Origin of the sequence: Methylobacterium sp. Leaf118, from assembly GCF_920984675.1 — a bacterium.
GTDB lineage: Bacteria > Pseudomonadota > Alphaproteobacteria > Rhizobiales > Beijerinckiaceae > Methylobacterium.
Map to the genome: position 1 here is coordinate 40,309 of NZ_CAKLBV010000016.1, position 20,626 is coordinate 60,934.

Sequence of the window (20,626 nt, forward strand, 5' to 3'; positions counted from 1 at the left end):
TTGCTCTATTCCGCCGCCGCCGCGGCCCGCGGCGGCTCGCGCTCGACGGTGCGGAAGGTTTCGAGTTCGGCCATGAAGCTGCGGGCCCACCAGTCCACATCCTCGCGCAGCATGCGATCGGCCATCGGCTTCCAGCGCTCGAGGCGCTCGGCCCGCGGCATGTAGAGCGCCTGCCGGATGGCCTCGGCCACCTCGAAGCGGTCATAGGGGTTCACGAGCAGCGCCTCGGGCAGCTGCCGGGCCGCGCCGGCGAACTTCGACAGGACGAGGACGCCCGGATCCTCCGCGCTCTGGGCGACGACGTATTCCTTGGCGACCAGGTTCATGCCGTCGCGCATCGGCGTGACGAGGCCGACCCGGGCCGCCCGGTAGAGGCCGGCCAGGACGGGGCGCGGATATGCCTTGGTGACGTACTGAATCGGCGTCCAGGCGGGCTCGCCCAGCGTGCCGTTGATGTCACCGACCTTCTCGTTCACCTCGCGGGAGAGCTGCTCGTATTCCGGCACCTCGCTGCGCGATTTCGGCGTGATCTGGATGTAGACGACGTTGCCGCGCTGATCGGGATTCGAGGCGAAGAAGCGGTCGACCGCCTCCATCCGCTCGGGCACGCCCTTCGAATAGTCGAGCCGGTCGACGCCGATCAGCAGCTTGCGGGTGCGCAGGCCCGCCATGGTCTCGCGCACCACCTTGTTGGCGCCGGCCTTGTCGGCGGCCTCCTTGAAGCTGGCGACGTCGATGCCGATCGGGAAGGAGCGGATGCGGGTGCGCCGCCCATCCACCATCAGGGCGCCGCCGCCGAGCGGGATCGCCCGCATCGTGTCGATGAAGTTGCGCGAAAGGTTCTGCACGTCCGCGTCGGTCTGCAGGCCGATCAGGTCGTAATCGGCCATGCACCGCAGCAGCTCGTTGCTGGCCGGCAGGGTGTTGAACACGTCGGCCGCCGGCCACGGAATGTGGTGGAAATAGCCGATGGGGTTGGCGATCCCCTGGCCGCGCAGCTCGGAGGCCAGCGGCAGCAGGTGGTAATCGTGCACCCAGATCAGGTCGTCGGGCTCGACCAGCTTGGCGAGCGCCCGGGCGAAGGTCTGGTTGACGCGCTGGTAGCCGGCGTAATCCGAGCGGGAGAAGGTGCCGAGGCCGATGCGGTAATGCATGATTGGCCACAACGCCCGGTTCGCGAAGCCGGCGTAGTATTCCCGGTGGTCCTGCGGCGAGAGATCGAGGACGGCGTACTGGATCGGGCCGCGGTCGATCAGCTCCGGCTCCTGGTCCGGGTTCTCGCGGATGTTCCCGCTCCAGCCGAACCACAACCCCTCATAGGAGGCGAAGGCCTCCTTGACCGCGACGGCGAGGCCGCCTGCGGACACCGCGTCCTTGCCCTCGGCAGGCACGGCGACGCGATTAGAGACGATGATCAGACGTGCCACGAACCCGGCTCCGGTCCTCGGTGGAGCGGGCACACATTCGCGCGCCCGCCAGAGAGTCTTGCAAGTCCGTGTGAAAACGCGCGGAAGCCAAGCGCGATCCGTCGGAAGACAGCCAAGCGCATCGCTTCCTGCCGGTCAAGCGGCCAATCCGGCTTCCCCAGGGTGGACGCGTCCGCCATCGCGCCCCGTCGATCCCCGGCTCCGACCAGCGGCGACCGCCTCCGCGCTGGTTGAATCTGTCGCAGCCGCCCGCCCCGAACGGCGCCCGTGGCGGCCCGGGGCCGCGATCGCGCGTGTGGTCTGCCTCCGCCGACCCGTCCTGTCGTCCGCTCCTTCGCCCGTCCATGCGCGCGCCGCCTCCCGGACCCGACAGCCCGCCGGGCCCCGAGAGGCCGATGCGGTGTGTCGAGAGCGGAACCGTGCGGCGCGGCCGTTGGTTCTCCGGCCGAATTCTTTGTTGAGACGCCGCGCCGATGCGCGGGGCGTCCCCTCCCCAGGAGCCCATGCCATGACCGCCTCTCCGGATCCCATCGGCGGAACCGATCCCGCGGCCCGCTCGGCGGACCTGAAGGACCTGCGCCACGATGTCGAAGACACGGCCCACGTCGCGGCCGAGCGTGGCCGGGGCTTCGCCGCCGCGGCCCGCAAGCACGCCCTGTCCTACGTCGACGACCGCAAGAGCGAGGCCGCCCGCTCGGTCTCGGACCTCGCCCGGTCGCTCAAGGATTCGGGCAAGACCTTCGACGACCGCCCCAACATCCGCGCCTTCTTCGACAGCGCGGCGGAGGGGCTCGACGACCTGTCCGGCTCGATCGAACGGCGCAGCCTCGACGACATCTACGCCGAGGCCGAGGCCTATGCCCGGCGCTCGCCGGTGACGGTGGCGGTGGCGACCTTCGCGGCGGGGTTCCTGCTCGCGCGGTTCATCAAGGCATCCGGCCAGCCCGAGCCCTACGACGACGGCTTCCGGGCCTGAGGGATACGCGTGATGGCCAATCCCTCTCCTCCACCTCCCTCCTCCTCGATCCAGTCGCTCGTCGCGGAGGCCCTGCGCGAGGCGAGCGAACTCGCCGGCCGGGAGATCGCGCTCTTCCGCACGGAGATGACGAACAACGTCCGCTCGCTCTTCGTCGGGCTGGCCATGATGGTGCTTGCCGCCGTCTTCGGCGTGACCGCGATGCTCGTGCTGATCGGCGCGCTGGTGAAATACGTGGCGACGCTGGTGAATTCGGAATGGCTCGCGGCGCTGATCGTCGGCGGCGGGATGCTGTTCGTCGCGGTGGTGCTCGGTGTCATTGGGGCCCGGGCGATGTCCCTGTCCAACCTCGCCCCGACCCGGACCTCCCGGCAGGTCCGGCAGGATGCCCGCGCGCTGACGGAAAGGGTTTCGGGATGAGCGAATCGATCTCGGATCTCGAGAAGGACATCGAGCAGCGCCGCGCCCGGCTCGACGAGACCATCGACCGGATCCAGGGGCGCCTGAACGCGTCGAGCCTCGTCGACGAGATGCTCGGCTCGGCCCGGCGCACGCCCTATGGCAGCGTCTACGACGAGGCGCTGGATGCGGTGCGACGCAACCCCCTGCCGGTGCTGCTGATCGCGGCCGGCGTGGGCCTGATCCTCAACGGCATGCGGACCGGCCGTCGGCCCACGCGCCACGCGGTGATCCCGCTCGATTCCCGGCCCGTCGCGGCGTCCTCCGCCGAGACCGCCTCCGAGGCGGCGCCCGTGATCGTCACGGGGGCCGACCGCACCTACGACCCCGATGCGCCGACCGGGCGCCCGCCCCACGATCCGCCCGGCGGCCTGCCGAGCGAGCGCCGCGCCTGATCCGACCCGACCGGCCGCGCGCGACCTGCGCCGACGGCCCGACCGACATGGCCCAACCGATGTGGAGCCTCCCATGACCCAGACCTCGTCGACCCCGCCCCGCACCCCCTCGGGCGCCCCCATCGAGACCCTGCCCGAGCACATCGCCGGACGCGCCGGCATGCCGCGCACCGAAGGCGTCAACCACGATCTCCACGCCCTCGCCGAGCGCGCCTCCGCCCAGGGCCGCGAGGCCAATGCCCGGCTGCAGCAGGGCCTGCACGATGCGACCGAGGACGCCGCGCAGAGCACCCGCACCCTGCGCGACCAAGCCACCGACACGGCCTCGGACCTGCGCGATCGGGCGGCCGACACGGCTTCCGACCTCCGTGAGCGTGCGGCCGGGACGGCCTCCGACCTTCGTGAGCGTGCGGCCGGGACGGCCTCCGACCTGCGCGATCGGGCCAGCGAGACGATCCGCACCGCCCGCGCCCGGGCGGGGGACACCTACGACGACGCCCGCTCCTGGGCCGAGGACCGCTACGAGACGCAGCGCCAGCGCGCCGCCGAACTGGCCGATCGCGGCGCCCGCCGCCTCCACGAGGGCCGCACCGCCACGGAGCAGTTCGTCTCCGAGAACCCGCTCCTCGTCGGCGTGGTCGGCCTCGCCGCCGGTCTCCTCCTCGGCGCGCTGCTGCCGCGCACCCGCCAGGAGGATCAGGCGCTCGGTCCCTACGCGGACGACCTGCGCGGCCAGGGCATCCGCTACGCCCGCGACCTGACCCATCGCGGCCGCGCCTTCGTCGAGACGGCGCTCGATCCCGAGAACCTCGACGCGGCGGTGCAGCGCGCCACCGCGCCGACCTCGGGACCGGACACGTCCGCCCCGCATCGGGACGAGGCGGAGCGGGCGGCCCAGCGGCTCTGATCCCCACCTTGGCGGGGCGGCCCCCTCTCTCCTGCGGCGGCGAGAGGGGGCCGCCCGGCCACGGCCTCGGACCGGTGCGGGCCTCGCGGCGCGCCCGACCTTGGTCTAGAGACTCGTCCCGGATCGGCCTCTCCCCGGGGAGCCGGCATCCACCCCTCGGGCCGATGCTCTCGTCTGCGCCTCCATGACCCACGACGCGCCGCGGCTGCTCGCCTGCGGGGACACGGCCTTCACCATCGAATTCGGTGACCGGATCGATCCGGCCCTGTCGGCCCGCGTGCGCGCCCTCGATGCGGCCCTCGCGGAGCGCCCCCCGCCCGGCCTCGTCGAGACCGTACCGACCTACCGCTCGCTCACCGTCCATCTCGATCCACTGATCGCCGACCCGGAGGCGACGGGGCGCGCCGTTCTGGCCCTGGCCGGCGCGACGCAGGCCTCCGCGGCGCCCGAACGGCTCTGGCACATCCCGGTGGTCTATGGCGGCGCGTTCGGGATCGACCTCGCAGCGGTCGCCGACCACCACGGTCTCTCGCCCGGCGCGGTGATCGAGCGCCACGCGGCGCCCGAGTACCGGGTGGCGATGATCGGCTTCCTGCCGGGCTACGCCTATCTCGAAGGGCTCGATCCGGCACTGGCCCTGTCGCGACGCCCGCACCCGCGGCCCTCGACGCCCGCCGGCACCATCTCGATCGGCGGGGCGCAGGCGCTGGTCGCGAGCATCGCCGCGCCGAGCGGCTGGCACCTCCTCGGCCGCACGCCGGTGAAGTCCTTCCTGCCCGGGCGCGATCCAGTCTTCCTGCTGCGCCCCGGCGACCGCCTGCGCTTCGTGCCCATCGCGGCGGGCCAGTGGGACGCCCTCGCCGCCGCCGCCAAGGCCGGCGAGACCGTGGTCGAGCTGCGCGAAGGATGAGCGGGCGGCTCTCTCTCCTTCGCCTGACCGGCGCGGCCTCGATCCAGGACGGGGGGCGGCCCGGCTTCCTGCGCTTCGGCCTGTCGGGATCGGGACCGATGGACCGCCTCGCCCACGCCGCCGCCAATGTCCTGGTCGGCAACGCGCCCGACACGGCGGCGCTCGAACTCGGCCTCTGCGCCGTCACCCTGCGGGCCGAGGGCGGACCGGTGCGGCTGGCGCTGGCGGGCGCGCCCTGCGCCCTGCGGATCGACGGCGAGGCGCTCGCGGACCACCGCTCCTTCCTGCTGCGCGAGGGCGCCGAACTCACCATCGCCCGGCCCCAAGCGGGGGTGTTCGCCACCCTCGCGGCGGAAGGCGGGTTTCCGGTGCGGGCGGTGATGGGCAGCCGCTCGCTGCATCGACGCGCCGGCCTCGGCGAGGGTCCGTTCACGGACGGCGACGCCCTGCCGCTCGCGGGCCTGTCGCCCTCGGGGGGCCCGGAGCGCTGCCTCGACCCGATCCCGCTGGAGCGGGACGGGCCGATCCGCGTCGTGCTTGGCCCCCAGGACGATGCCTTCACGGCGGACGGGTGCGCGACCTTTCTGGAACAGACCTTCACGGTTTCGCCCCAGGCCGACCGGATGGGCTACCAGCTCGACGGCCCGGCGATCGCTCACGGCGAGGGCGGCTTCAACATCGTCTCCGACGCGACCGTGGCCGGCTCGGTCCAGGTTCCGGGTTCGGGGCGGCCGATCGTGCTGCTCGCCGACCGCCAGACCACCGGCGGCTATCCGAAGATCGCCACGGTCGTCTCGGCCGACCTGCGCCGGATCGCCCAGCGCCGCCCCGGCGAGGCCGTGCGGTTCGCCGCGATCGATCTCGCCCAGGCCCGCCGCCTCGCGCAGGCGCGCGCGGCGGTGCTTGCGGCCCTCTCCGAAGCCCTGCGCCCGGTGGAGTGCCGGGCCGAGCGGCTCCTGCGGGCCAACCTCGCGGGCGCGGCGGTCGATGCCTTCAACCCCGGCGATTAGCGAAAACACACCGAGAGCGGGCCGCCACCGCCCGGACATGGCCGATGCGGCATCGAAGCGTCGTCCCGACCTGCGATCCGGGCGGGCGCGCGCGGACCGGAACCGGCCCTGCCGCGTTGTCCGGCCATGGCTCGCGAAACCTCCCCACCGCCCCGTCTCGGCTTCTGCTGCACCTTCATCCCGGATGCGGACCCCGCACACCGGACGTTGAAGGCCGCCAAGGACGCCGCCAAGCTGATGAATCTCGGCACCGTGACGATGGCGCATCTCCAGCGCCTCGGCCCGGCCGAGCGGCGCCAGAAGCTGGAGGACGTGGTGCGCCACAACCTCGCGGCCCTGGAACGGCAGATCGCCTGGGTCGCCGCGCGGCCGCCATTGGAGCGGCTCCTGCGCATGGCGAGCTCGCTCCTGCCGGGCTACACCCACCCGACCGCGATGCCGCTCTATGCGGAGACCTCGTTGCGGACACTGATCGAGACCGGGCTGGCCCGGATCGGCGAGCGGGCGCGGGCCGGCGGCGTGCGCCTGAGCATGCATCCGGGGCCGTTCTGCATCATCGCCTCGTGCAACCCGAACGCGCAGGCCAACGGCATCGCCGAACTGGAATACCACGCCGAGGCCATGGCGATGCTGGGCTACGGCTCCGGCTGGCACCCGCAGGGCGCCCACGTGAACATCCATGTCGGCGGACGCGAGCCCGGCATCGACGGCTTTCGCGAGAACCTGTCCCTGATCTCGGAGACGGCGCGCAACCTGCTCACCGTCGAGAACGACGAGTCGCTGTTCGGCCTCGACGCGGTCCTGCGCCTCGGCGAGCGCATCCCCGTGGTGCTCGACCTGCACCACCATTGGGTCGAGAGCCGGGGGGCCTATCTCGAGCCCGACGAGCCCCGGATCCAGGCGGTGATCGCCTCCTGGCGCGGCGTGCGGCCGGTGAGCCATATCAGCGTCTCGCGCGAGAGCCTGCTGCCCGATCACGACCCGGCGGCGCTGCCGGACTACGCGGCGCTCTCCGAATCCGGCCATTCCTGGCGCGACCTCGCCGCGCATTCCGACCTGATGTGGAACGAGGCGGTCAACGCCCTGGTGGCCCGCCACCTCGCCTGGAGCGATTTCGAGATCGAAGCCAAGGGCAAGAACCAAGCCTCGGTCCCCCTCGCCGCCGGGATCGGGCGCCGCCTGACGGGGGCGCTGGCGGCCTGAACGGTCCTTGCGCGACGTCCGCCGCACCGACCGCGCCCGGAACCGGGACGGCCGGTGAAGCGAGGGTTCGTGCGCAAGGCCGAGCCCCGGTGTACAGGCGCCCGGCTTGGGTTAGACATCCCCTCATGAAGACTGCCGATTGCGACATCCTGATCCTGCCGGGCTACGCGGGCTCCGAAGAGGAGCACTGGCAGACCCGCTGGGCAGGCCGCCTGCGGACGGCGCGGATCGTCGAGCAGGCGGACTGGCACCAGCCCGATCCGGAGGCCTGGCGCGACCGCATCGTCGAAGCGGTGACGGCGTCGACCCGGCCAGTGGTGCTCATCGCCCACAGCCTGGGCGTCGTGGCCGCGGTCGAGGCCGCGCCCCGCTTCCCCCCGGAAACGGTGCGCGGCGCCCTGCTCGTGGCCTTCCCCGACATCGAGGCGGGCGCGGGCCTGCCCGAGAGCGTGCGTGCCTTCGCCCCCGTGCCCCGAGAGCCCTTGCGGTTTCCCTCGCTGCTGGTGGCGAGCCGCACCGACCCGCACTGCGCCTATGAGCGGGCGGAGGAATACGGCAACGCCTGGGGCGCGGCCGTGGTCGATGCGGGCGAATCCGGCCACATCAACGTGGCGAGCGGCCACGGCCCCTGGCCGGAAGGCCTGATGCGGCTCGCGGGCTTCATGAAGGATCTCTGATCCGGCGGCCCGCGCCAAGCGCTCCCCATCGGCGGGACGAGGGAGCGCGTTGAGCCGTAGTCGGACAGGGGGCCGCCGTGGTTGCGTCCCGGCCTCGGACCTTATTGACCAGGAACTCTCGCAGCCTGCGCGGCGTTGGCCCAGCAACTCCCCAGCTTATACCGCCGCCTCGACTGGGGGCGGCCAGAGAGGATCTTCATGGCGCCGATCGAGAACCAAACCGAAGCCCGCCAGGGCGAGAAGGGCAAGCCCGCACTCTACGTGTTGGTCGCGAGCCTGATCCTGGTCGCCGTCGCGACCGTCGGTCTGCTGAGCTGGAACCGCGCCGAGTCCCCGGCCGACCATGCGGGCAAGAGCCAGGACTCGGCCCGCGAGCTGACCACCGGCTCCGTCAATTCGTCCAACAGCGCCCGGACGCCGACCGAGAACCCGGCCTATCCGCAGCCCGCGGAGAAGAAGGCGCCGTAACCGCCTTCCTCCTCGCCGAGGCGAAAACAGCCGCCCGGGATCACCGGGCGGCTGTTTTCGTCGAGGGGGCCGCCCGTCGTTCAGCGGGTCGGAACCGGCGTCTCGCCCCGGTAATCGTAGAAGCCGCGCTTGGATTTGCGGCCGAGCCAGCCGGCCTCGACATATTTCACCAGCAGCGGGCAGGGGCGGTACTTCGAATCCGCCAGCCCCTCGTAGAGCACCTGCATCACCGAGAGGCAGGTATCGAGGCCGATGAAGTCGGCGAGCTGGAGCGGCCCCATCGGATGGTTGGCGCCCAGCCGCATCGCCGTGTCGATCGACTCGACCGAGCCCACGCCCTCGTAGAGCGTGTAGATCGCCTCGTTGATCATCGGCAGCAGGATGCGGTTGACGATGAAGGCCGGAAAATCCTCCGACATGGTCGAGGTCTTGCCGAGCCGGCCGATGAAGGCCTTGGCGGATTCGTAGGTCGGATCCTCGGTGGCGATGCCGCGAATCAGCTCGACGAGCTGCATCAACGGCACCGGGTTCATGAAGTGGATGCCGATGAAGCGGTCGGGTCGGTCGGTCGCCGCCGCGAGCCGGGTGATCGAGATCGAGGAGGTGTTGGTCGCGACGAGCGCGTCGGGCTTGAGCGACGGACACAGGGCCTGGAAGATCTTGCGCTTGGTCGGCTCGTCCTCGGTGGCGGCCTCGATCACGAGGTCGCAGGCGCCGAGATCCTCGTATCCACGGGCCTTGCCGATCCGATCCATGGCGGTCCGGCGCTGCTCCTCGCTGAGCGTGCCCTTCTGGACCTGGCGGACGAGGTTGGCGTCGATCAGCGCGAGGCCGGCATCGATCCGATCGGGGTCGCGGTCGTTCAGCCGGACGTCGAGACCCGACGCCGCGCAGACATGCGCGATGCCGGTCCCCATCTGGCCGGCACCGATGATGCCGACCGTCTTGATCTCGATGCCCATACCCGTCTCGCGTCCCACCTGTTGCGGCATCGTCGGTCGAACCGCATGCATACAATGCGGCACTGCAACAAATGCGTCAAACCGCTCCGCGCGGCGCCCGTCTTCGGCGACTACCGGTCCTTGGCCTTGGCGATCTCGGCCTGGAACTCCGGCACCACCTGGAACAAGTCGCCGACGAGCCCGTAATCGGCCACTTGGAAGATCGGCGCGTCCTCGTCCTTGTTGATCGCGACGATGACCTTGGAATCCTTCATGCCGGCGAGATGCTGGATCGCGCCGGAGATGCCGACCGCCACGTAGAGATCGGGCGCCACCACCTTGCCGGTCTGGCCGACCTGCCAGTCGTTGGGGGCGTAGCCGGCATCGACCGCCGCGCGGGAGGCGCCGACGGCGGCGCCGAGGCTGTCGGCCAGGGGCTCGATCAGTTCCTTGAACTTCTCGGCCGAGCCGAGCGAGCGGCCGCCGGAGACGATGAACTTGGCCGAGGCCAGTTCCGGCCGGTCGGACTTGGCGATCTCCTCGGACTTGTAGGCCGCGCCGAGGGCGTCGGGGACCGCCGCCGAGACCGCCTCGACGGACGCGCCCGCGCCGCCTTCTTCCGCCGGCTTAAAGGCGGCGGTGCGCACGGTGATGACCTTCTTGCCGGACCCCGACTGCACGGTCTGGATCGCGTTGCCGGCGTAGATCGGCCGCTCGAACGTGTCGGGAGAGACGACCTTGATGATGTCGGAGACCTGGGCGACGTCGAGGAGCGCGGCCACGCGGGGCAAGGTGTTCTTGCCCGTGGTGGTGGCGGCGGCGACGATCGCGTCATAGCCGTCCGCCAGCGCGACGATCAGCGCGGCGTTGGTCTCGGCGAGGTCGTGGTCGTAGGCGGCATCCTCGGCGTTGAGCACCTTCTCGACGCCGTCGAGCTTGGCCGCCGCCTCCGCCGCCGGCATCGAGCCGGCGCCGGCGACGAGGGCGTGGATGGGAGCGCCGAGCTGCTTGGCCGCCGTGAGCGCCTTGAGGGTGCCGTCCTTGATCTTGCCGTCGGCGTGCTCGACGTAGAGGAGCGTGGTCATCGGGAGGACTTTCGGAAGAGGGAAGGGGGCCCCGCTCGACCCGGGGGGAGCGGCGCGCGAATCTCGGAGGCGATCAGAAGACGCCGGCCTCGACCTTGAGCTTCTGGACGAGCTCGGCCGCGGAACCGACCTTGACCCCCGCGGAGCGGCCCGGGGGCTCGGCGACCTTCAGGACGGTCAGCTTCGGCGCGACGTCGACGCCGAGGGCGTCGGGGGCGAGCTCCTCCAGCGGCTTCTTCTTGGCCTTCATGATGTTGGGCAGGCTCGCGTAGCGCGGCTCGTTGAGGCGCAGATCCGTCGTCACGATCGCCGGCAGCTTGAGCGACACGGTCTGGAGCCCGCCATCGACCTCGCGGGTCACGTCGAGGCTTCCCTCGCCGAACTCGACCTTGAAGGCGAAGGTGCCCTGCGGCCAGCCGAGCAGAGCCGCGAGCATCTGGCCGGTCTGGTTGGAATCGTCGTCGATCGCCTGCTTGCCGAGGATGACGAGTTCCGGCGACTCCTTCTCGACCACCGCCTTCAGGATCTTGGCGACGGCGAGCGGCTCGCAATTCACGTCGGTCTTGACGAGGATCGCCCGGTCGGCGCCCATGGCGAGCGCCGTGCGCAGGGTCTCCTGGGCCTGCTGCGGCCCGATCGAGACGGCGACGATCTCGGTGACCTTGCCCTTTTCCTTCAGGCGGATCGCCTCCTCGACGGCGATCTCGTCGAATGGGTTCATCGACATCTTGACGTTGGCGAGTTCCACGCCCGATCCGTCGGCCTTGACGCGGATCTTCACGTTGTAGTCGACCACCCGCTTGACGGGCACCAGAACCTTCATGGCGTTGCTTTCCTCCGCGCCGGTCGGGCCGGCCGGGCGCTCGGGAAGCGGCCTTGAGACGGCGCGACGGCAATCAGACTTCGATTGTCAGGGCGCGGGACCGTAACGAGGCGATTTCCCGCTTGTCAACGCGCCAGAGCCGCGGCTCGACCGGGCCAAGATTGGAGCACGCGCCGCGCGATCACGGGCGCCGGTCCGCCGTCACCGGTTCTGGCCGGGCACCCACAGCACGTCGTCGGCGCCGTTCCGGTTGGCGGCGCGGGAGGCCACGAACAGGAAGTCGGACAGCCGGTTGAGGTATTGCAGCGCTTCGGCCGAAATCGCCTCGCCTTCGTGGGCCGAGAGCGCGACGACGAGCCGCTCGGCGCGGCGGCACACGGTGCGGGCGAGGTGGAGCGCGGCGGCCGTCGGCGCGCCGCCGGGCAGCACGAAGGATTTCAGCGGCGGGATGGGCGCGTTGAGCGCGTCGATCTCGGCCTCGAGCCGCTCCACCTGGGCGGCCACCACCCGCAGGGGCTCGTAGCCGAGGGGCTTGTCGCTTGGCGGCGTGGCCAGATCGGCGCCGAGGTCGAACAGGTCGTTCTGGATGCGCGCCAGCATCGCGTCGAGGGCGGGCTCGTCGGTGGCGGCGTGCTGGCGGGCGAGCCCGATGCAGGCGTTGGTCTCGTCGACGGTGCCGTAGGCCTCGACCCGCAGATCCGCCTTCGAGCGGCGCTCGCCATTGGCGAGCCCGGTCGTGCCGCCGTCGCCGGTGCGGGTGTAGATGCGGTTCAGCTTGACCACGGCGTCTCTCCCGCGGGCACGAAAAACCCGCCGGGCGATGGTGTTTCGCGCGCGACGGGCGTTGGCAAGTTCCCTGGCGGGATTCTTGGCAGGTTTCTTGGCAGGTTTCTTGGCAAGTGCCCGGTAAGATTCCCGGCACATCGCTCGAGCCCGTTCCCGGGCTCACTTGAGCGCGCGCTTTTCGGAAGGGGCCCGGGCGCCGCCACCAGGGGCGGCGGCCTCCGCACCGGCCGAGGCGCGACCTGCGCCGGGATGTCCGCGCGGCCTCAGGTGGCGGATGCCAGGGCTCGCGCGCGACCCGGGCGCCGCGTCAGAACGTGTAGCCGATCTTGCCGCCGAAATTGGTCAGGCCACGGTTGTTGTCGCACAGGCCGGCATTCGACATGTGCTCGACGGTCGCCATGACGCTCCAACGTTCGGTGATGCGGAAGCCGAGGGCAGCGGCCTCGCGGAACAACGGGTTGCAGCCGAGCGTGTTGAAGCCGTAGGGCACCGTGGCCTTCGGGCCGGTATAGCCGTTATGGGCGGCGCCACCGAAGAAGCCTTCGATGAACAGGCGGCGGTTGAAGAACTCGGGGAAGATATCGACGGTCCAGGTGGCGCCGATATAGGCGAAGCTGGTGCGCCCGCCGGTGTTGTAGCTGCCGCCGACCGTCGGGCGCGGCACGAAGGCCTGCCAGAACGGATCCGTGCTGACGAGCGGCTTGTTGAACAGGATCTCGCCGTTGACGTTCGCGGTGCTGAAACCGGGCAGCTTGCCCTCGGCGCTGCCCGGGTCCTGAACGCCGCCGCCGATGCGGATCTCGGAGACGATGCTGTAGGGCTGGAGCGGGGCCGCATAGGCCAGCGGGACCGGTGCCCGGGCGCCGCCGAGATCGGCGGCCAGCACGGCCGGGGCGGCCAGTGCGCAGCCCAGAAGCAGGGCCGTAGTCCGGGCGAGAAGGGCTGTCATCAGGGCGGATCAATCCGGTTGAACCGCCCTTGATTATCACGGGGGTCCGAGATCATCCCGCAGATTCCTCCATCCCCCCGCTTTTCCCGGGGCGGTGGGGCGCCGGCGCCACACCGGGCGGGCGCTTTCCCGTCCGGCCTGCGGGGCCGGAGCCCTACACGGTCACCTGCGTGCCGACCTCGACGACGCGGCCGGTCGGGATCTGGAAGAAGTCGGTGGCGTCGTTGGCGTTCTTGGCCAGCGTGATGAAGATCCGGTCCTGCCACAGCGGCATCCCGGAATGGGCGGCGGGCCGGATCGAGCGACGCGACAGGAAGAACGAGGTCGACATGATGTCGAACTTGAACCCCTCGCGCTTGAGCAGCGTCAGGGTGCGGGGGATGTTGGGCGTCTCCATGAAGCCGAAGCGCATCACCACCTTGAAGAAGCCCGGCCCCACCGGGGAGATCCGCACCCGCTCGGAGGCCGGTGCGCGGGGCCGGTCCATGGTCTCGACGGTGAGCACGACGTTCTTCTCGTGCACCACCTTGTTGTGCTTCATGTTGTGCAGGAGCGCGGCCGGAGCGATCTCGGGATCGCTGGTGAGGAACACCGCGGTGCCCTTCACCCGGTGGTAGGAGGCGCTCTTTTCCAGCATCCCGACGAGCTCGACCAGCGGGACGTCGGTCTTGCGGGTCTTGTTGACGAGGATCGTCACGCCTCGGACCCAGGTCCACATCATCAGCATCAGGCCGCCCGCGAGCAGCAGGGGCACGTAGCCGCCCTCGTGCACCTTCAGGAGGTTCGAGAGCATGAACAGGAACTCGATGACGATGAAGGGCGCGATCACCGCCGCCGCGACGACGGCCCGGAGTCGGACGACCTTCCACAGCACCACGAAGGCCATGCAGGCGGTGAGGAGCATCGTGCCGGTCACCGCGATGCCGTAGGCCGAGGCCAGCGCCGAGGAGGAGCGGAAGGTGATCGCCAGGATCACCACGCCGAGCCCGAGCAGCATGTTGATCTGCGGCAGGTAGATCTGGCCCGAATGGGCCTCGGAGGTGTGGCGGATCTCCATGCGCGGCAGCATGCCGAGCTGGATCGCCTGCCGCGACAGCGAGAAAGCCCCGGTGATGACCGCCTGGCTCGCCGTCACGGTGGCGATGGTGGCGAGCAGCACCATGGGGATCAGGCCCCATTCGGGCACGAGCTGGTAGAACGGGTCGGTCGTGTCGGGCTTGGCGAGGACGAGGGCGGTCTGGCCGAGATAGTTCAGGACGAGGCAGGGCGCGACGAGGCCGAGCCACGCCACCTGGATCGGGCGGCGCCCGAAATGGCCGAGATCGGCGAACAGGGCCTCCGCCCCGGTCACCGCCAGGAACACCGCGCCGAGCGCCACCAGCGCGCCGGTGCCGTGGCCGAGCAGGTAATGCACCGCGTACCAGGGATTGAAGGCGGCGAGCACGCCCGGATTGCCGGCGATGTGCGGCAGGGCGGCGCCGGCCAGCGCCAGGAACCAGACCACCATGATCGGGCCGAAGAAGGTCGCGACCCGGGCGGTGCCGTGGCTCTGGACCGCGAACAGGCCGACGATGATCACCACCGTGATCGGCAGGACGTAGCCCTCGAAGGCGGGCGTGACGAGCTTGAGGCCCTCCACCGCCGAGAGCACCGAGATCGCCGGGGTGATGACCGAATCGCCGTAGAACAGCGAGGCGCCGAGCAGGCCCAGCATGAACACGATCCTCGAGCCGCCGAGCGCGTGGCGGGCCTTGGCCATCAGCGAGAGGATGCCGCCCTCGCCGTTGTTGTCCATGCGCAGCAGGATCGCGACGTATTTGATCGTGACGATGAGCAGCAGGGCCCAGATGATGAGCGAGGCGGTGCCGATCACCTCCTCGCTCAGGAGGATGCCGTCGACCCGCGAGGGCGCGAGCGCCTCCCGGAAGGCGTAGAGCGGGCTCGTGCCGATATCGCCGTAGACGACGCCGACCGAGCCGACGGCGAGGGTCCAGAACCCGGTGCGGGCATGGTCCTGGGCCGCGTCCTCGGAGGCGTCCACGGCGCCGGCAGCGGTCGCGACGGGACCGCCCTCGCCGGGGGCCGGACCGCCGGCGGAGGCCGGGACGGCGGCGGCTCTGGCGGCGGCGTCGGCCGGCAGGCTCGGGCTGGCAGGCTGGGTCATCGGGCGATGGGATCTTCGCTCGCGCGGGGTCCGGACGGATCTGCCGGACTCGCATGAAGGGATTGCGTCGGTCGCCCGCGCGGACGCCGGTGCGCCCGGAGCGGCAGGCTGTCGAGGCCCGGCCGCAGGGCGGCGGACATCGACGGTCCGGCGTCCGGGATCAGGGAGAGAGCAAGGCTCGGGCCGGACATCGCGGCCTCAGGGGCGCTCCGTATGCCGGACCAGCGTTAGCACGGGGACTCGGCCCCGGGAACGCCCCCGGAGCCCGGTCGAGGGCCCCGCGGGCGACACCCGCCGGGCCTCTTCTCACGCGGCCGCCCGCTTGGTTCTCAAGGGGGGGCTCACGCGGCCCTCACTCGGCGGCGTCGCGCTTGCCCGGGCCGAAGCGGCGCTCGATGTAGTCGATGACGATGCCCTCGAAATCCTTGGCGAGGGTCGCGCCGCGCAGGGTCATCGCCTTCTTGCCGTCGATGAAGACCGGCGCGCTCGGGCTCTCGCCGGTGCCGGGCAGGGAGATGCCGATATCGGCGTGCTTCGACTCGCCGGGGCCGTTCACGATGCAGCCCATCACCGCGACGTTCAGCCCCTCGACGCCCGGATAGGTCTTCTTCCACTCCGGCATGGAGGTGGTGATCCAGTTCTGGATGTCGCGGGCCAGCTCCTGGAAGGTCGTGGAGGTGGTGCGGCCGCAGCCGGGGCAGGCCGCGACCAGCGGCACGAAGGTCCGGAACCCCATGGTCTGCAGGAGTTCCTGCGCGGCCTTCACCTCCACCGTCCGGTCGCCGCCGGGCTCGGGCGTCAGCGAGTAGCGGATCGTGTCGCCGATGCCCTCCTGGAGCAGGACGCCGATGGCGGCGGAGGCCGCGACGATGCCCTTCGAGCCCATGCCGGCCTCGGTCAGGCCGAGATGGATCGCGTAGTCGGAGCGGCGCGCCACCTCGCGATAGACCGCGATGAGGTCCTGCACCGCCGAGACCTTCGCGGAGAGGATGATGCGGTCCTTGGGCAGGCCGAGCTCCACCGCGCGGTCGGCGGAGGTCAGCGCCGACTGCACCATCGCCTCGCGCATCACCGCGCGGGCGTCGATCGGCTTCGGCGAGCGGGCGTTCTCGTCCATCAGATGCGTCAGCAGGGCCTCGTCGAGCGAGCCCCAGTTCGCGCCGATGCGGACCGTCTTGCCGTATTTGACCGCCTGCTCGACGATGGTCGAGAACTGGGTGTCCTTCTTCTCCTTGAAGCCGACATTGCCCGGATTGATCCGGTACTTGGCCAGCGCCTCGGCGCAGGCCGGATGGTCGGACAGGAGCTTGTGGCCGATATAGTGGAAATCGCCCACCAGCGGCACGTGGCAGCCGATCCGGTCGAGGCGCTCGCGGATCTTCGGGACGGCGGCGGCGGCCTCGTCGCGGTCGACGGTGATGCGCACCAGCTCCGAGCCGGCGCGGGCGAGCTGGGCGACCTGGGCCACGGTGCCGTCGATGTCGGCCGTGTCGGTGTTGGTCATCGACTGGACGACGATCGGCGCGCCGCCGCCGACGGTGACGGCGCCCGCCCCCTCGCCGATCTGCACGCCGACGGTGCGGTGGCGCGGGGCGGGCCCGGCGATCTCCGGCCCGCGCATGTTCGGGCTCTGAGCCTCGATCGGGTTTGCCAGGGCGTCGGGAGCTTCCATGACTTCCATCGTGCCTTCGCGGGTCAAGCTGTCGTCCGCGCGTGCCGGCCGGAGGCTGTCTGCAGGCGCAGCGGCGATCCTATCCGAGTCCGGCGCGATCCGCGACCGGCCGCCGCGCCCGCGCAGCGCACCTCGATCTCGACATCGCTTCCTTGTCGCATCCGCACCGGGATGTCGAGCCGCTGACGCGCAGATGCAAGGATGCCGGCGGAGAGAAACGCCTTATCCTATCTTGCATCCGCCCGCTCGCGGGGCAAAGAACCGCACGGGCATGATTGCTGCTCTGCACCATATCGGGATGCACTGCAACAAGCCTGCGAGGGACGATGGACGCGACGAGCCCCGATTCGACAAAGGCCGCCAGCCTGCCGGGCCTGGAACCCGACGACGCCCACAACCCCGCCACCGCCGTGCCCGATCCCATCGCGGATTCGACCCGGCCGGGCGACGATTTCCGCGGCCTCGCCGGCGCGCGGGCGGAGAAGGCGGTCTCGCTCGCGCTCCAGGGCGGGGGCTCCCACGGCGCCTTCACCTGGGGGGTGCTCGATGCGCTGATCGAGGACGGGCGCCTCGCCTTCGAGGCGGTGACGGGCGCGAGCGCGGGGGCGATGAACGCCGTCGTCCTCGTGGACGGATGGCTCGCCGGCGGCCCCGACGGGGCCCGCACGGCCCTGGAGACGTTCTGGCGCGAGGCGAGCCTCGATGCCGATCTGCGCCCGTCGCAGAAGGGCGTGATCGACGGCCTCTTCCAGATCTGGAAGGGCAATCCCTTCGTCGAGGCGTGGCTGAAGGCCTTCAACCCCGGCCCCTACGCGACCAATCCGCTGAACTTCAATCCCCTGCGCGACGCGCTGGAGCGCACCGTCGATTTCGAGCGACTGCGCGCGGCCGAGACCGCCAACGTTTTCGTCTCGGCCACCAATGTCTGGACCGGCAAGCTCGCCGTGTTCGAGCGGGAGCGGCTGACCGCTGACCACCTGATGGCCTCGGCCTGCCTGCCCACCGTGTTCCAGGCGGTGGAGATCGACGGCGTGCCCTACTGGGACGGCGGCTATCTCGGCAATCCCGCCCTCTACCCGCTGCACGGGTCGAGCACCCGGGACATCCTGCTCGTGCAGATCAACCCGGTGGAGCGCCGCGAGACCCCGCGCTCGGCCAGCGACATCCAGAACCGGCTGAACGAGATCACCTTCAACGCCAACCTGATGCGCGAATTGCGCGCCATCGACTTCGTCCACGGGCTGATCGACGAGGGCGGACAGGGGCAGGTTCCGGGCCTGGAGCGGGTCTTCCTCCACCGCATCGACGGCACCGATTCCCTCGACACCTACGCCGCCTCCTCGCGCACCGACGCGCGCTGGCGGGTCATCGAGCGCCTGCGCGACAAGGGCCGCGCCGCGGCCAAGGCCTGGCTCGAGAACGGCTACGCCGAGGTCGGGATGCGCTGCTCCCTCGACCTCAAACAGGCCTACCAATAGGCCATCGACGCGGGCGGGGCGGGCGGCGAAACCCACCCGCCGATCCTGCCCGCGCATCCCGCTGACAGGTTCCGGTGACAAATCCCTCTTGCCACCCGATCGCTACGCACATAAAGATATCTTTATGTCTAGCGAAAGCAGTTCCGGGACGGCTCCCGTGCCCTTCGCCGATGCGCTCGCCGTGCTGCGGGCGGCGGCGGAGGAGACGCGCCTGCGCATCCTGGCGCTGCTCGCCGAGGGCGAACTCTCGGTCACGGACCTCACCGACATCCTCGGCCAGTCGCAGCCGCGCATCTCGCGCCATCTCAAGCTGCTCGTCGAATCCGGCCTGATCGAGCGTCACCGCGAGGGGGCCTGGGCGTTTTTCCGCCTGCGCGAACCGGCCCTCGCCTTCGTCGAGCCGCTGATCGCGGCGCTGGCGCAGGAAGCGCCGCCGCTCTCCGAGGACCGCGCCCGGCTCGACTCGGTACGGGCCCAGCGGGCCGAGGCCGCGCAATCCTTCTTCGCCCGGCTGGCGCCGAAATGGGACGGCCTGCGCTCCCTGCACGTGCCGGAGACCACCGTCGAGGCGGCGGTGCTCGACGTGCTCGGCGACCGGCCGATCCGGCACGTGGTCGATCTCGGCACCGGCACCGGCAAGATGCTCGGCCTGCTGGCGCCCCGCGCGACCCGGGCCACCGGGCTCGATTCGAGCCACGCCATGCTCTCGGTCGCCCGCGCCAACCTCGAACGGCTCGGCCTGTCGCGGGTCGACCTGCGCCAGGGCGACCTCCACGCGCCGCCATTCGGACGCGGCAGCTTCGATCTCGTGGTGCTGCATCAGGTGCTGCATTATCTCGACGACCCGGCCCGGGCGCTGCGCGAGGCGGCCCGCCTCGTCGCCCCGGGCGGGCGCCTGCTCGTCGTCGACTTCGCGCCGCACGACCTCGAACAGCTGCGCGAGAATCAGGCCCATCGCCGCCTCGGCTTCGCCGCCGATCAGGTCGCGGGCTGGCTCGTCCAGGCGGGCCTCTCCGACGTCGAGAGCCGCGATCTCGCCCCCGAGGACGGCTCCGAACTTCCGCTCACCGTCACGCTCTGGCTGGCGCAGGACGCCTCCGCCGGAACCGAGACGGCCCCCGAACGCGCCGTGGCCTGACGCTTCGGCCCGACGACGACACGACCGATTGAAGAGGGACGATCCGATGCCCAGCGCTTCCCGGCACCGCGCCAGCCGCGACGGCTTCCGCCCGATCCGCGTCTCGATCGAGTTCTTCCCCCCGAAGACCGAGGAGATGGAGACGATCCTCTGGTCCTCCATCGAGCGCCTCGCGCCGCTCCAGCCGAAATTCGTCTCGGTGACCTACGGCGCGGGCGGCTCCACCCGCGAGCGCACCCACAACACCGTCGCCCGGATGGTGCGCGAGACGAGCCTCCGGCCCGCCGCCCACCTGACCTGCGTGAACGCCACGCGCGAGGAGATCGACGCGGTGGTCCAGTCCTACTGGGATGCCGGCGTGCGCCACATCGTGGCCCTGCGCGGCGATCCGGCCGAGGGCGTCGGCACCAGCTACCGGCCCCATCCCGGCGGCTACGCCCAGACCTCCGACCTCGTGGCCGGCATCAAGCGGATCGGCGACTTCAAGGTCTCGGTCTCGGCCTATCCTGAGAAGCATCCCGAGGCCGCCTCGCTCGAGGCCGACATCGACGCCCTGAAGGCGAAGGTCGATGCCGGCGCCGATCAGGCGATCACCCAGTTCTTCTTCGACAACGAGATCTATCTCCGCTACCGCGACAAGGTGCGCGCGGCCGGCATCGAGATCCCGATCATCCCGGGGATCCTGCCGGTGCAGAACTTCAAGCAGGCGGCCAACTTCGCCCGCCGCACCGGCGCCTCGGTGCCCTACTGGCTCGCCGCCCGCTTCGAGGGCCTCGAGAACGACGTGGAGACCCGCCGCCTCGTCGCGGCGGCGGTGGCCGCCGAGCAGGTGCTCGATCTCGTCGACGAGGGCGTGGAGGACTTCCACTTCTATTCGATGAACCGCTCGGACCTCGTCTATGCGATCTGCCACCTGCTCGGCCTGCGCTCCCAGGCGCCGGCGAAGGTGGCGGCCGCGAAGGCCGCGGCTTAAATCAAGGCCGACTCGGGAGTTTCCGCCGTGGCCGACCCGCAAGACGCGATCCATCAAGACCCGATCCCGACGGTGCCGCGCGCGATGCGGGGCGGATGCGCTGGCGGCCGCCGGCGCGTCGCGGCCCGGTCCTGACCCGAACAGACCTTCGCTCCCCCGCCTCGGGAGCGCCCATCGGCTTCGCC

At 70.9% G+C, this 20,626-nt stretch carries 20 protein-coding genes; 12 read left to right on the forward strand and 8 right to left on the reverse strand.

Annotated elements, in window-relative coordinates:
• Window positions 1–5 precede the first annotated feature (5 nt).
• Window positions 6–1,427, reverse strand: coding sequence for an alpha,alpha-trehalose-phosphate synthase (UDP-forming) (locus LW587_RS09310; RefSeq protein ID WP_232629307.1), 1,422 nt, complete (start codon window positions 1,425–1,427; stop codon window positions 6–8).
• A 508-nt stretch (window positions 1,428–1,935) separates the two neighbouring features.
• Between LW587_RS09310 and LW587_RS09315 the strand changes: the two genes are divergently transcribed.
• The 9 genes from LW587_RS09315 (at window position 1,936) to LW587_RS09355 (ending at window position 8,432) form a co-directional block, all read left to right on the forward strand.
• A complete protein-coding gene (locus tag LW587_RS09315) occupies window positions 1,936–2,403 on the forward strand; it encodes a hypothetical protein (RefSeq protein ID WP_232629308.1) in 468 nt (155 codons plus the stop codon).
• Window positions 2,404–2,415: 12 nt separating this feature from the next.
• Window positions 2,416–2,823 carry a phage holin family protein gene (locus tag LW587_RS09320; RefSeq protein ID WP_232629309.1) on the forward strand — a complete coding sequence of 136 codons (408 nt, stop codon included), beginning with the start codon at window positions 2,416–2,418 and terminating at the stop codon, window positions 2,821–2,823.
• Window positions 2,820–3,257 (forward strand): DUF3618 domain-containing protein, encoded by a 438-nt coding sequence (locus tag LW587_RS09325; RefSeq protein ID WP_232629310.1) that lies wholly within the window; start codon window positions 2,820–2,822, stop codon window positions 3,255–3,257. The genes LW587_RS09320 and LW587_RS09325 overlap by 4 nt, the downstream gene beginning before the upstream one ends.
• A gap of 73 nt (window positions 3,258–3,330) precedes the next feature.
• The gene (locus LW587_RS09330) at window positions 3,331–4,164 is read left to right on the forward strand and encodes an apolipoprotein A1/A4/E family protein (protein WP_232629311.1); all 834 of its coding nucleotides are present in this window, start codon (window positions 3,331–3,333) and stop codon (window positions 4,162–4,164) included.
• A gap of 184 nt (window positions 4,165–4,348) precedes the next feature.
• Window positions 4,349–5,074: a 5-oxoprolinase subunit PxpB gene (pxpB, locus tag LW587_RS09335; protein WP_232629312.1), complete on the forward strand. Its 726-nt coding sequence runs from the start codon at window positions 4,349–4,351 to the stop codon at window positions 5,072–5,074.
• Window positions 5,071–6,084 carry a biotin-dependent carboxyltransferase family protein gene (locus tag LW587_RS09340; protein ID WP_232629313.1) on the forward strand — a complete coding sequence of 338 codons (1,014 nt, stop codon included), beginning with the start codon at window positions 5,071–5,073 and terminating at the stop codon, window positions 6,082–6,084. The genes pxpB and LW587_RS09340 overlap by 4 nt, the downstream gene beginning before the upstream one ends.
• A 126-nt stretch (window positions 6,085–6,210) precedes the next feature.
• On the forward strand, window positions 6,211–7,287 hold the full coding sequence (locus LW587_RS09345; protein WP_232629314.1) for a UV damage endonuclease UvsE: 1,077 nt from the start codon (window positions 6,211–6,213) through the stop codon (window positions 7,285–7,287).
• 125 nt (window positions 7,288–7,412) lie between these two features.
• Complete coding sequence (locus tag LW587_RS09350) at window positions 7,413–7,964, forward strand: RBBP9/YdeN family alpha/beta hydrolase (protein ID WP_232629315.1); 552 nt, start codon at window positions 7,413–7,415, stop codon at window positions 7,962–7,964.
• A 198-nt stretch (window positions 7,965–8,162) separates the two neighbouring features.
• A complete protein-coding gene (locus tag LW587_RS09355; protein WP_232629316.1) occupies window positions 8,163–8,432 on the forward strand; it encodes a hypothetical protein in 270 nt (89 codons plus the stop codon).
• 80 nt (window positions 8,433–8,512) lie between these two features.
• Here the strand turns inward: LW587_RS09355 and LW587_RS09360 are convergent, their stop codons facing one another.
• From LW587_RS09360 to ispG, 7 genes are all read right to left on the reverse strand, one after another.
• Complete coding sequence (locus LW587_RS09360) at window positions 8,513–9,394, reverse strand: 3-hydroxybutyryl-CoA dehydrogenase (RefSeq protein WP_232629352.1); 882 nt, start codon at window positions 9,392–9,394, stop codon at window positions 8,513–8,515.
• Window positions 9,395–9,504: 110 nt separating this feature from the next.
• Window positions 9,505–10,458, reverse strand: a complete 954-nt coding sequence (locus LW587_RS09365; RefSeq protein ID WP_232629317.1) for an electron transfer flavoprotein subunit alpha/FixB family protein — start codon at window positions 10,456–10,458, stop codon at window positions 9,505–9,507.
• A gap of 73 nt (window positions 10,459–10,531) precedes the next feature.
• Entirely contained in the window at window positions 10,532–11,281 is a 750-nt protein-coding gene (locus LW587_RS09370; protein ID WP_232629318.1) for an electron transfer flavoprotein subunit beta/FixA family protein, read from the reverse strand.
• Between the two features lie 201 nt (window positions 11,282–11,482).
• Window positions 11,483–12,064, reverse strand: a complete 582-nt coding sequence (locus tag LW587_RS09375) for a cob(I)yrinic acid a,c-diamide adenosyltransferase (protein WP_232629319.1) — start codon at window positions 12,062–12,064, stop codon at window positions 11,483–11,485.
• 310 nt (window positions 12,065–12,374) lie between these two features.
• Window positions 12,375–13,016, reverse strand: coding sequence for an acyloxyacyl hydrolase (locus tag LW587_RS09380; protein WP_232629320.1), 642 nt, complete (start codon window positions 13,014–13,016; stop codon window positions 12,375–12,377).
• Between the two features lie 154 nt (window positions 13,017–13,170).
• Window positions 13,171–15,180 carry a potassium transporter Kup gene (locus LW587_RS09385; RefSeq protein ID WP_232629321.1) on the reverse strand — a complete coding sequence of 670 codons (2,010 nt, stop codon included), beginning with the start codon at window positions 15,178–15,180 and terminating at the stop codon, window positions 13,171–13,173.
• Window positions 15,181–15,532: 352 nt separating this feature from the next.
• On the reverse strand, window positions 15,533–16,861 hold the full coding sequence (gene ispG, locus LW587_RS09390) for a flavodoxin-dependent (E)-4-hydroxy-3-methylbut-2-enyl-diphosphate synthase (RefSeq protein ID WP_442919109.1): 1,329 nt from the start codon (window positions 16,859–16,861) through the stop codon (window positions 15,533–15,535).
• Between the two features lie 317 nt (window positions 16,862–17,178).
• Here ispG and LW587_RS09395 point away from each other — a divergent pair, with 317 nt between their 5' ends.
• The 3 genes from LW587_RS09395 (at window position 17,179) to metF (ending at window position 20,441) form a co-directional block, all read left to right on the forward strand.
• Window positions 17,179–18,330: a patatin-like phospholipase family protein gene (locus LW587_RS09395; RefSeq protein WP_232629323.1), complete on the forward strand. Its 1,152-nt coding sequence runs from the start codon at window positions 17,179–17,181 to the stop codon at window positions 18,328–18,330.
• A 124-nt stretch (window positions 18,331–18,454) separates the two neighbouring features.
• Window positions 18,455–19,468, forward strand: a complete 1,014-nt coding sequence (locus LW587_RS09400; protein WP_232629324.1) for an ArsR/SmtB family transcription factor — start codon at window positions 18,455–18,457, stop codon at window positions 19,466–19,468.
• Window positions 19,469–19,514: 46 nt separating this feature from the next.
• The gene (gene metF, locus LW587_RS09405; protein WP_232629325.1) at window positions 19,515–20,441 is read left to right on the forward strand and encodes a methylenetetrahydrofolate reductase [NAD(P)H]; all 927 of its coding nucleotides are present in this window, start codon (window positions 19,515–19,517) and stop codon (window positions 20,439–20,441) included.
• Window positions 20,442–20,626: the final 185 nt, after the last annotated feature.

Bases quoted from the DNA above. Each gene is read 5' to 3' on its own strand.
- LW587_RS09350 (WP_232629315.1), top strand. From the start codon at position 7,413: ATGAAGACTGCCGATTGCGACATCCTGATCCTGCCGGGCTACGCGGGC.
- LW587_RS09400 (WP_232629324.1), top strand. From the start codon at position 18,455: ATGTCTAGCGAAAGCAGTTCCGGGACGGCTCCCGTGCCCTTCGCCGAT.
- LW587_RS09325 (WP_232629310.1), top strand. From the start codon at position 2,820: ATGAGCGAATCGATCTCGGATCTCGAGAAGGACATCGAGCAGCGCCGC.
- LW587_RS09340 (WP_232629313.1), top strand. From the start codon at position 5,071: ATGAGCGGGCGGCTCTCTCTCCTTCGCCTGACCGGCGCGGCCTCGATC.
- LW587_RS09315 (WP_232629308.1), top strand. From the start codon at position 1,936: ATGACCGCCTCTCCGGATCCCATCGGCGGAACCGATCCCGCGGCCCGC.
- ispG (WP_442919109.1), bottom strand. From the start codon at position 16,861: ATGGAAGTCATGGAAGCTCCCGACGCCCTGGCAAACCCGATCGAGGCT.
- LW587_RS09330 (WP_232629311.1), top strand. From the start codon at position 3,331: ATGACCCAGACCTCGTCGACCCCGCCCCGCACCCCCTCGGGCGCCCCC.
- metF (WP_232629325.1), top strand. From the start codon at position 19,515: ATGCCCAGCGCTTCCCGGCACCGCGCCAGCCGCGACGGCTTCCGCCCG.
- LW587_RS09360 (WP_232629352.1), bottom strand. From the start codon at position 9,394: ATGGGCATCGAGATCAAGACGGTCGGCATCATCGGTGCCGGCCAGATG.
- LW587_RS09370 (WP_232629318.1), bottom strand. From the start codon at position 11,281: ATGAAGGTTCTGGTGCCCGTCAAGCGGGTGGTCGACTACAACGTGAAG.
- LW587_RS09395 (WP_232629323.1), top strand. From the start codon at position 17,179: ATGGACGCGACGAGCCCCGATTCGACAAAGGCCGCCAGCCTGCCGGGC.
- pxpB (WP_232629312.1), top strand. From the start codon at position 4,349: ATGACCCACGACGCGCCGCGGCTGCTCGCCTGCGGGGACACGGCCTTC.
- LW587_RS09320 (WP_232629309.1), top strand. From the start codon at position 2,416: ATGGCCAATCCCTCTCCTCCACCTCCCTCCTCCTCGATCCAGTCGCTC.
- LW587_RS09365 (WP_232629317.1), bottom strand. From the start codon at position 10,458: ATGACCACGCTCCTCTACGTCGAGCACGCCGACGGCAAGATCAAGGAC.
- LW587_RS09380 (WP_232629320.1), bottom strand. From the start codon at position 13,016: ATGACAGCCCTTCTCGCCCGGACTACGGCCCTGCTTCTGGGCTGCGCA.
- LW587_RS09355 (WP_232629316.1), top strand. From the start codon at position 8,163: ATGGCGCCGATCGAGAACCAAACCGAAGCCCGCCAGGGCGAGAAGGGC.
- LW587_RS09385 (WP_232629321.1), bottom strand. From the start codon at position 15,180: ATGACCCAGCCTGCCAGCCCGAGCCTGCCGGCCGACGCCGCCGCCAGA.
- LW587_RS09345 (WP_232629314.1), top strand. From the start codon at position 6,211: ATGGCTCGCGAAACCTCCCCACCGCCCCGTCTCGGCTTCTGCTGCACC.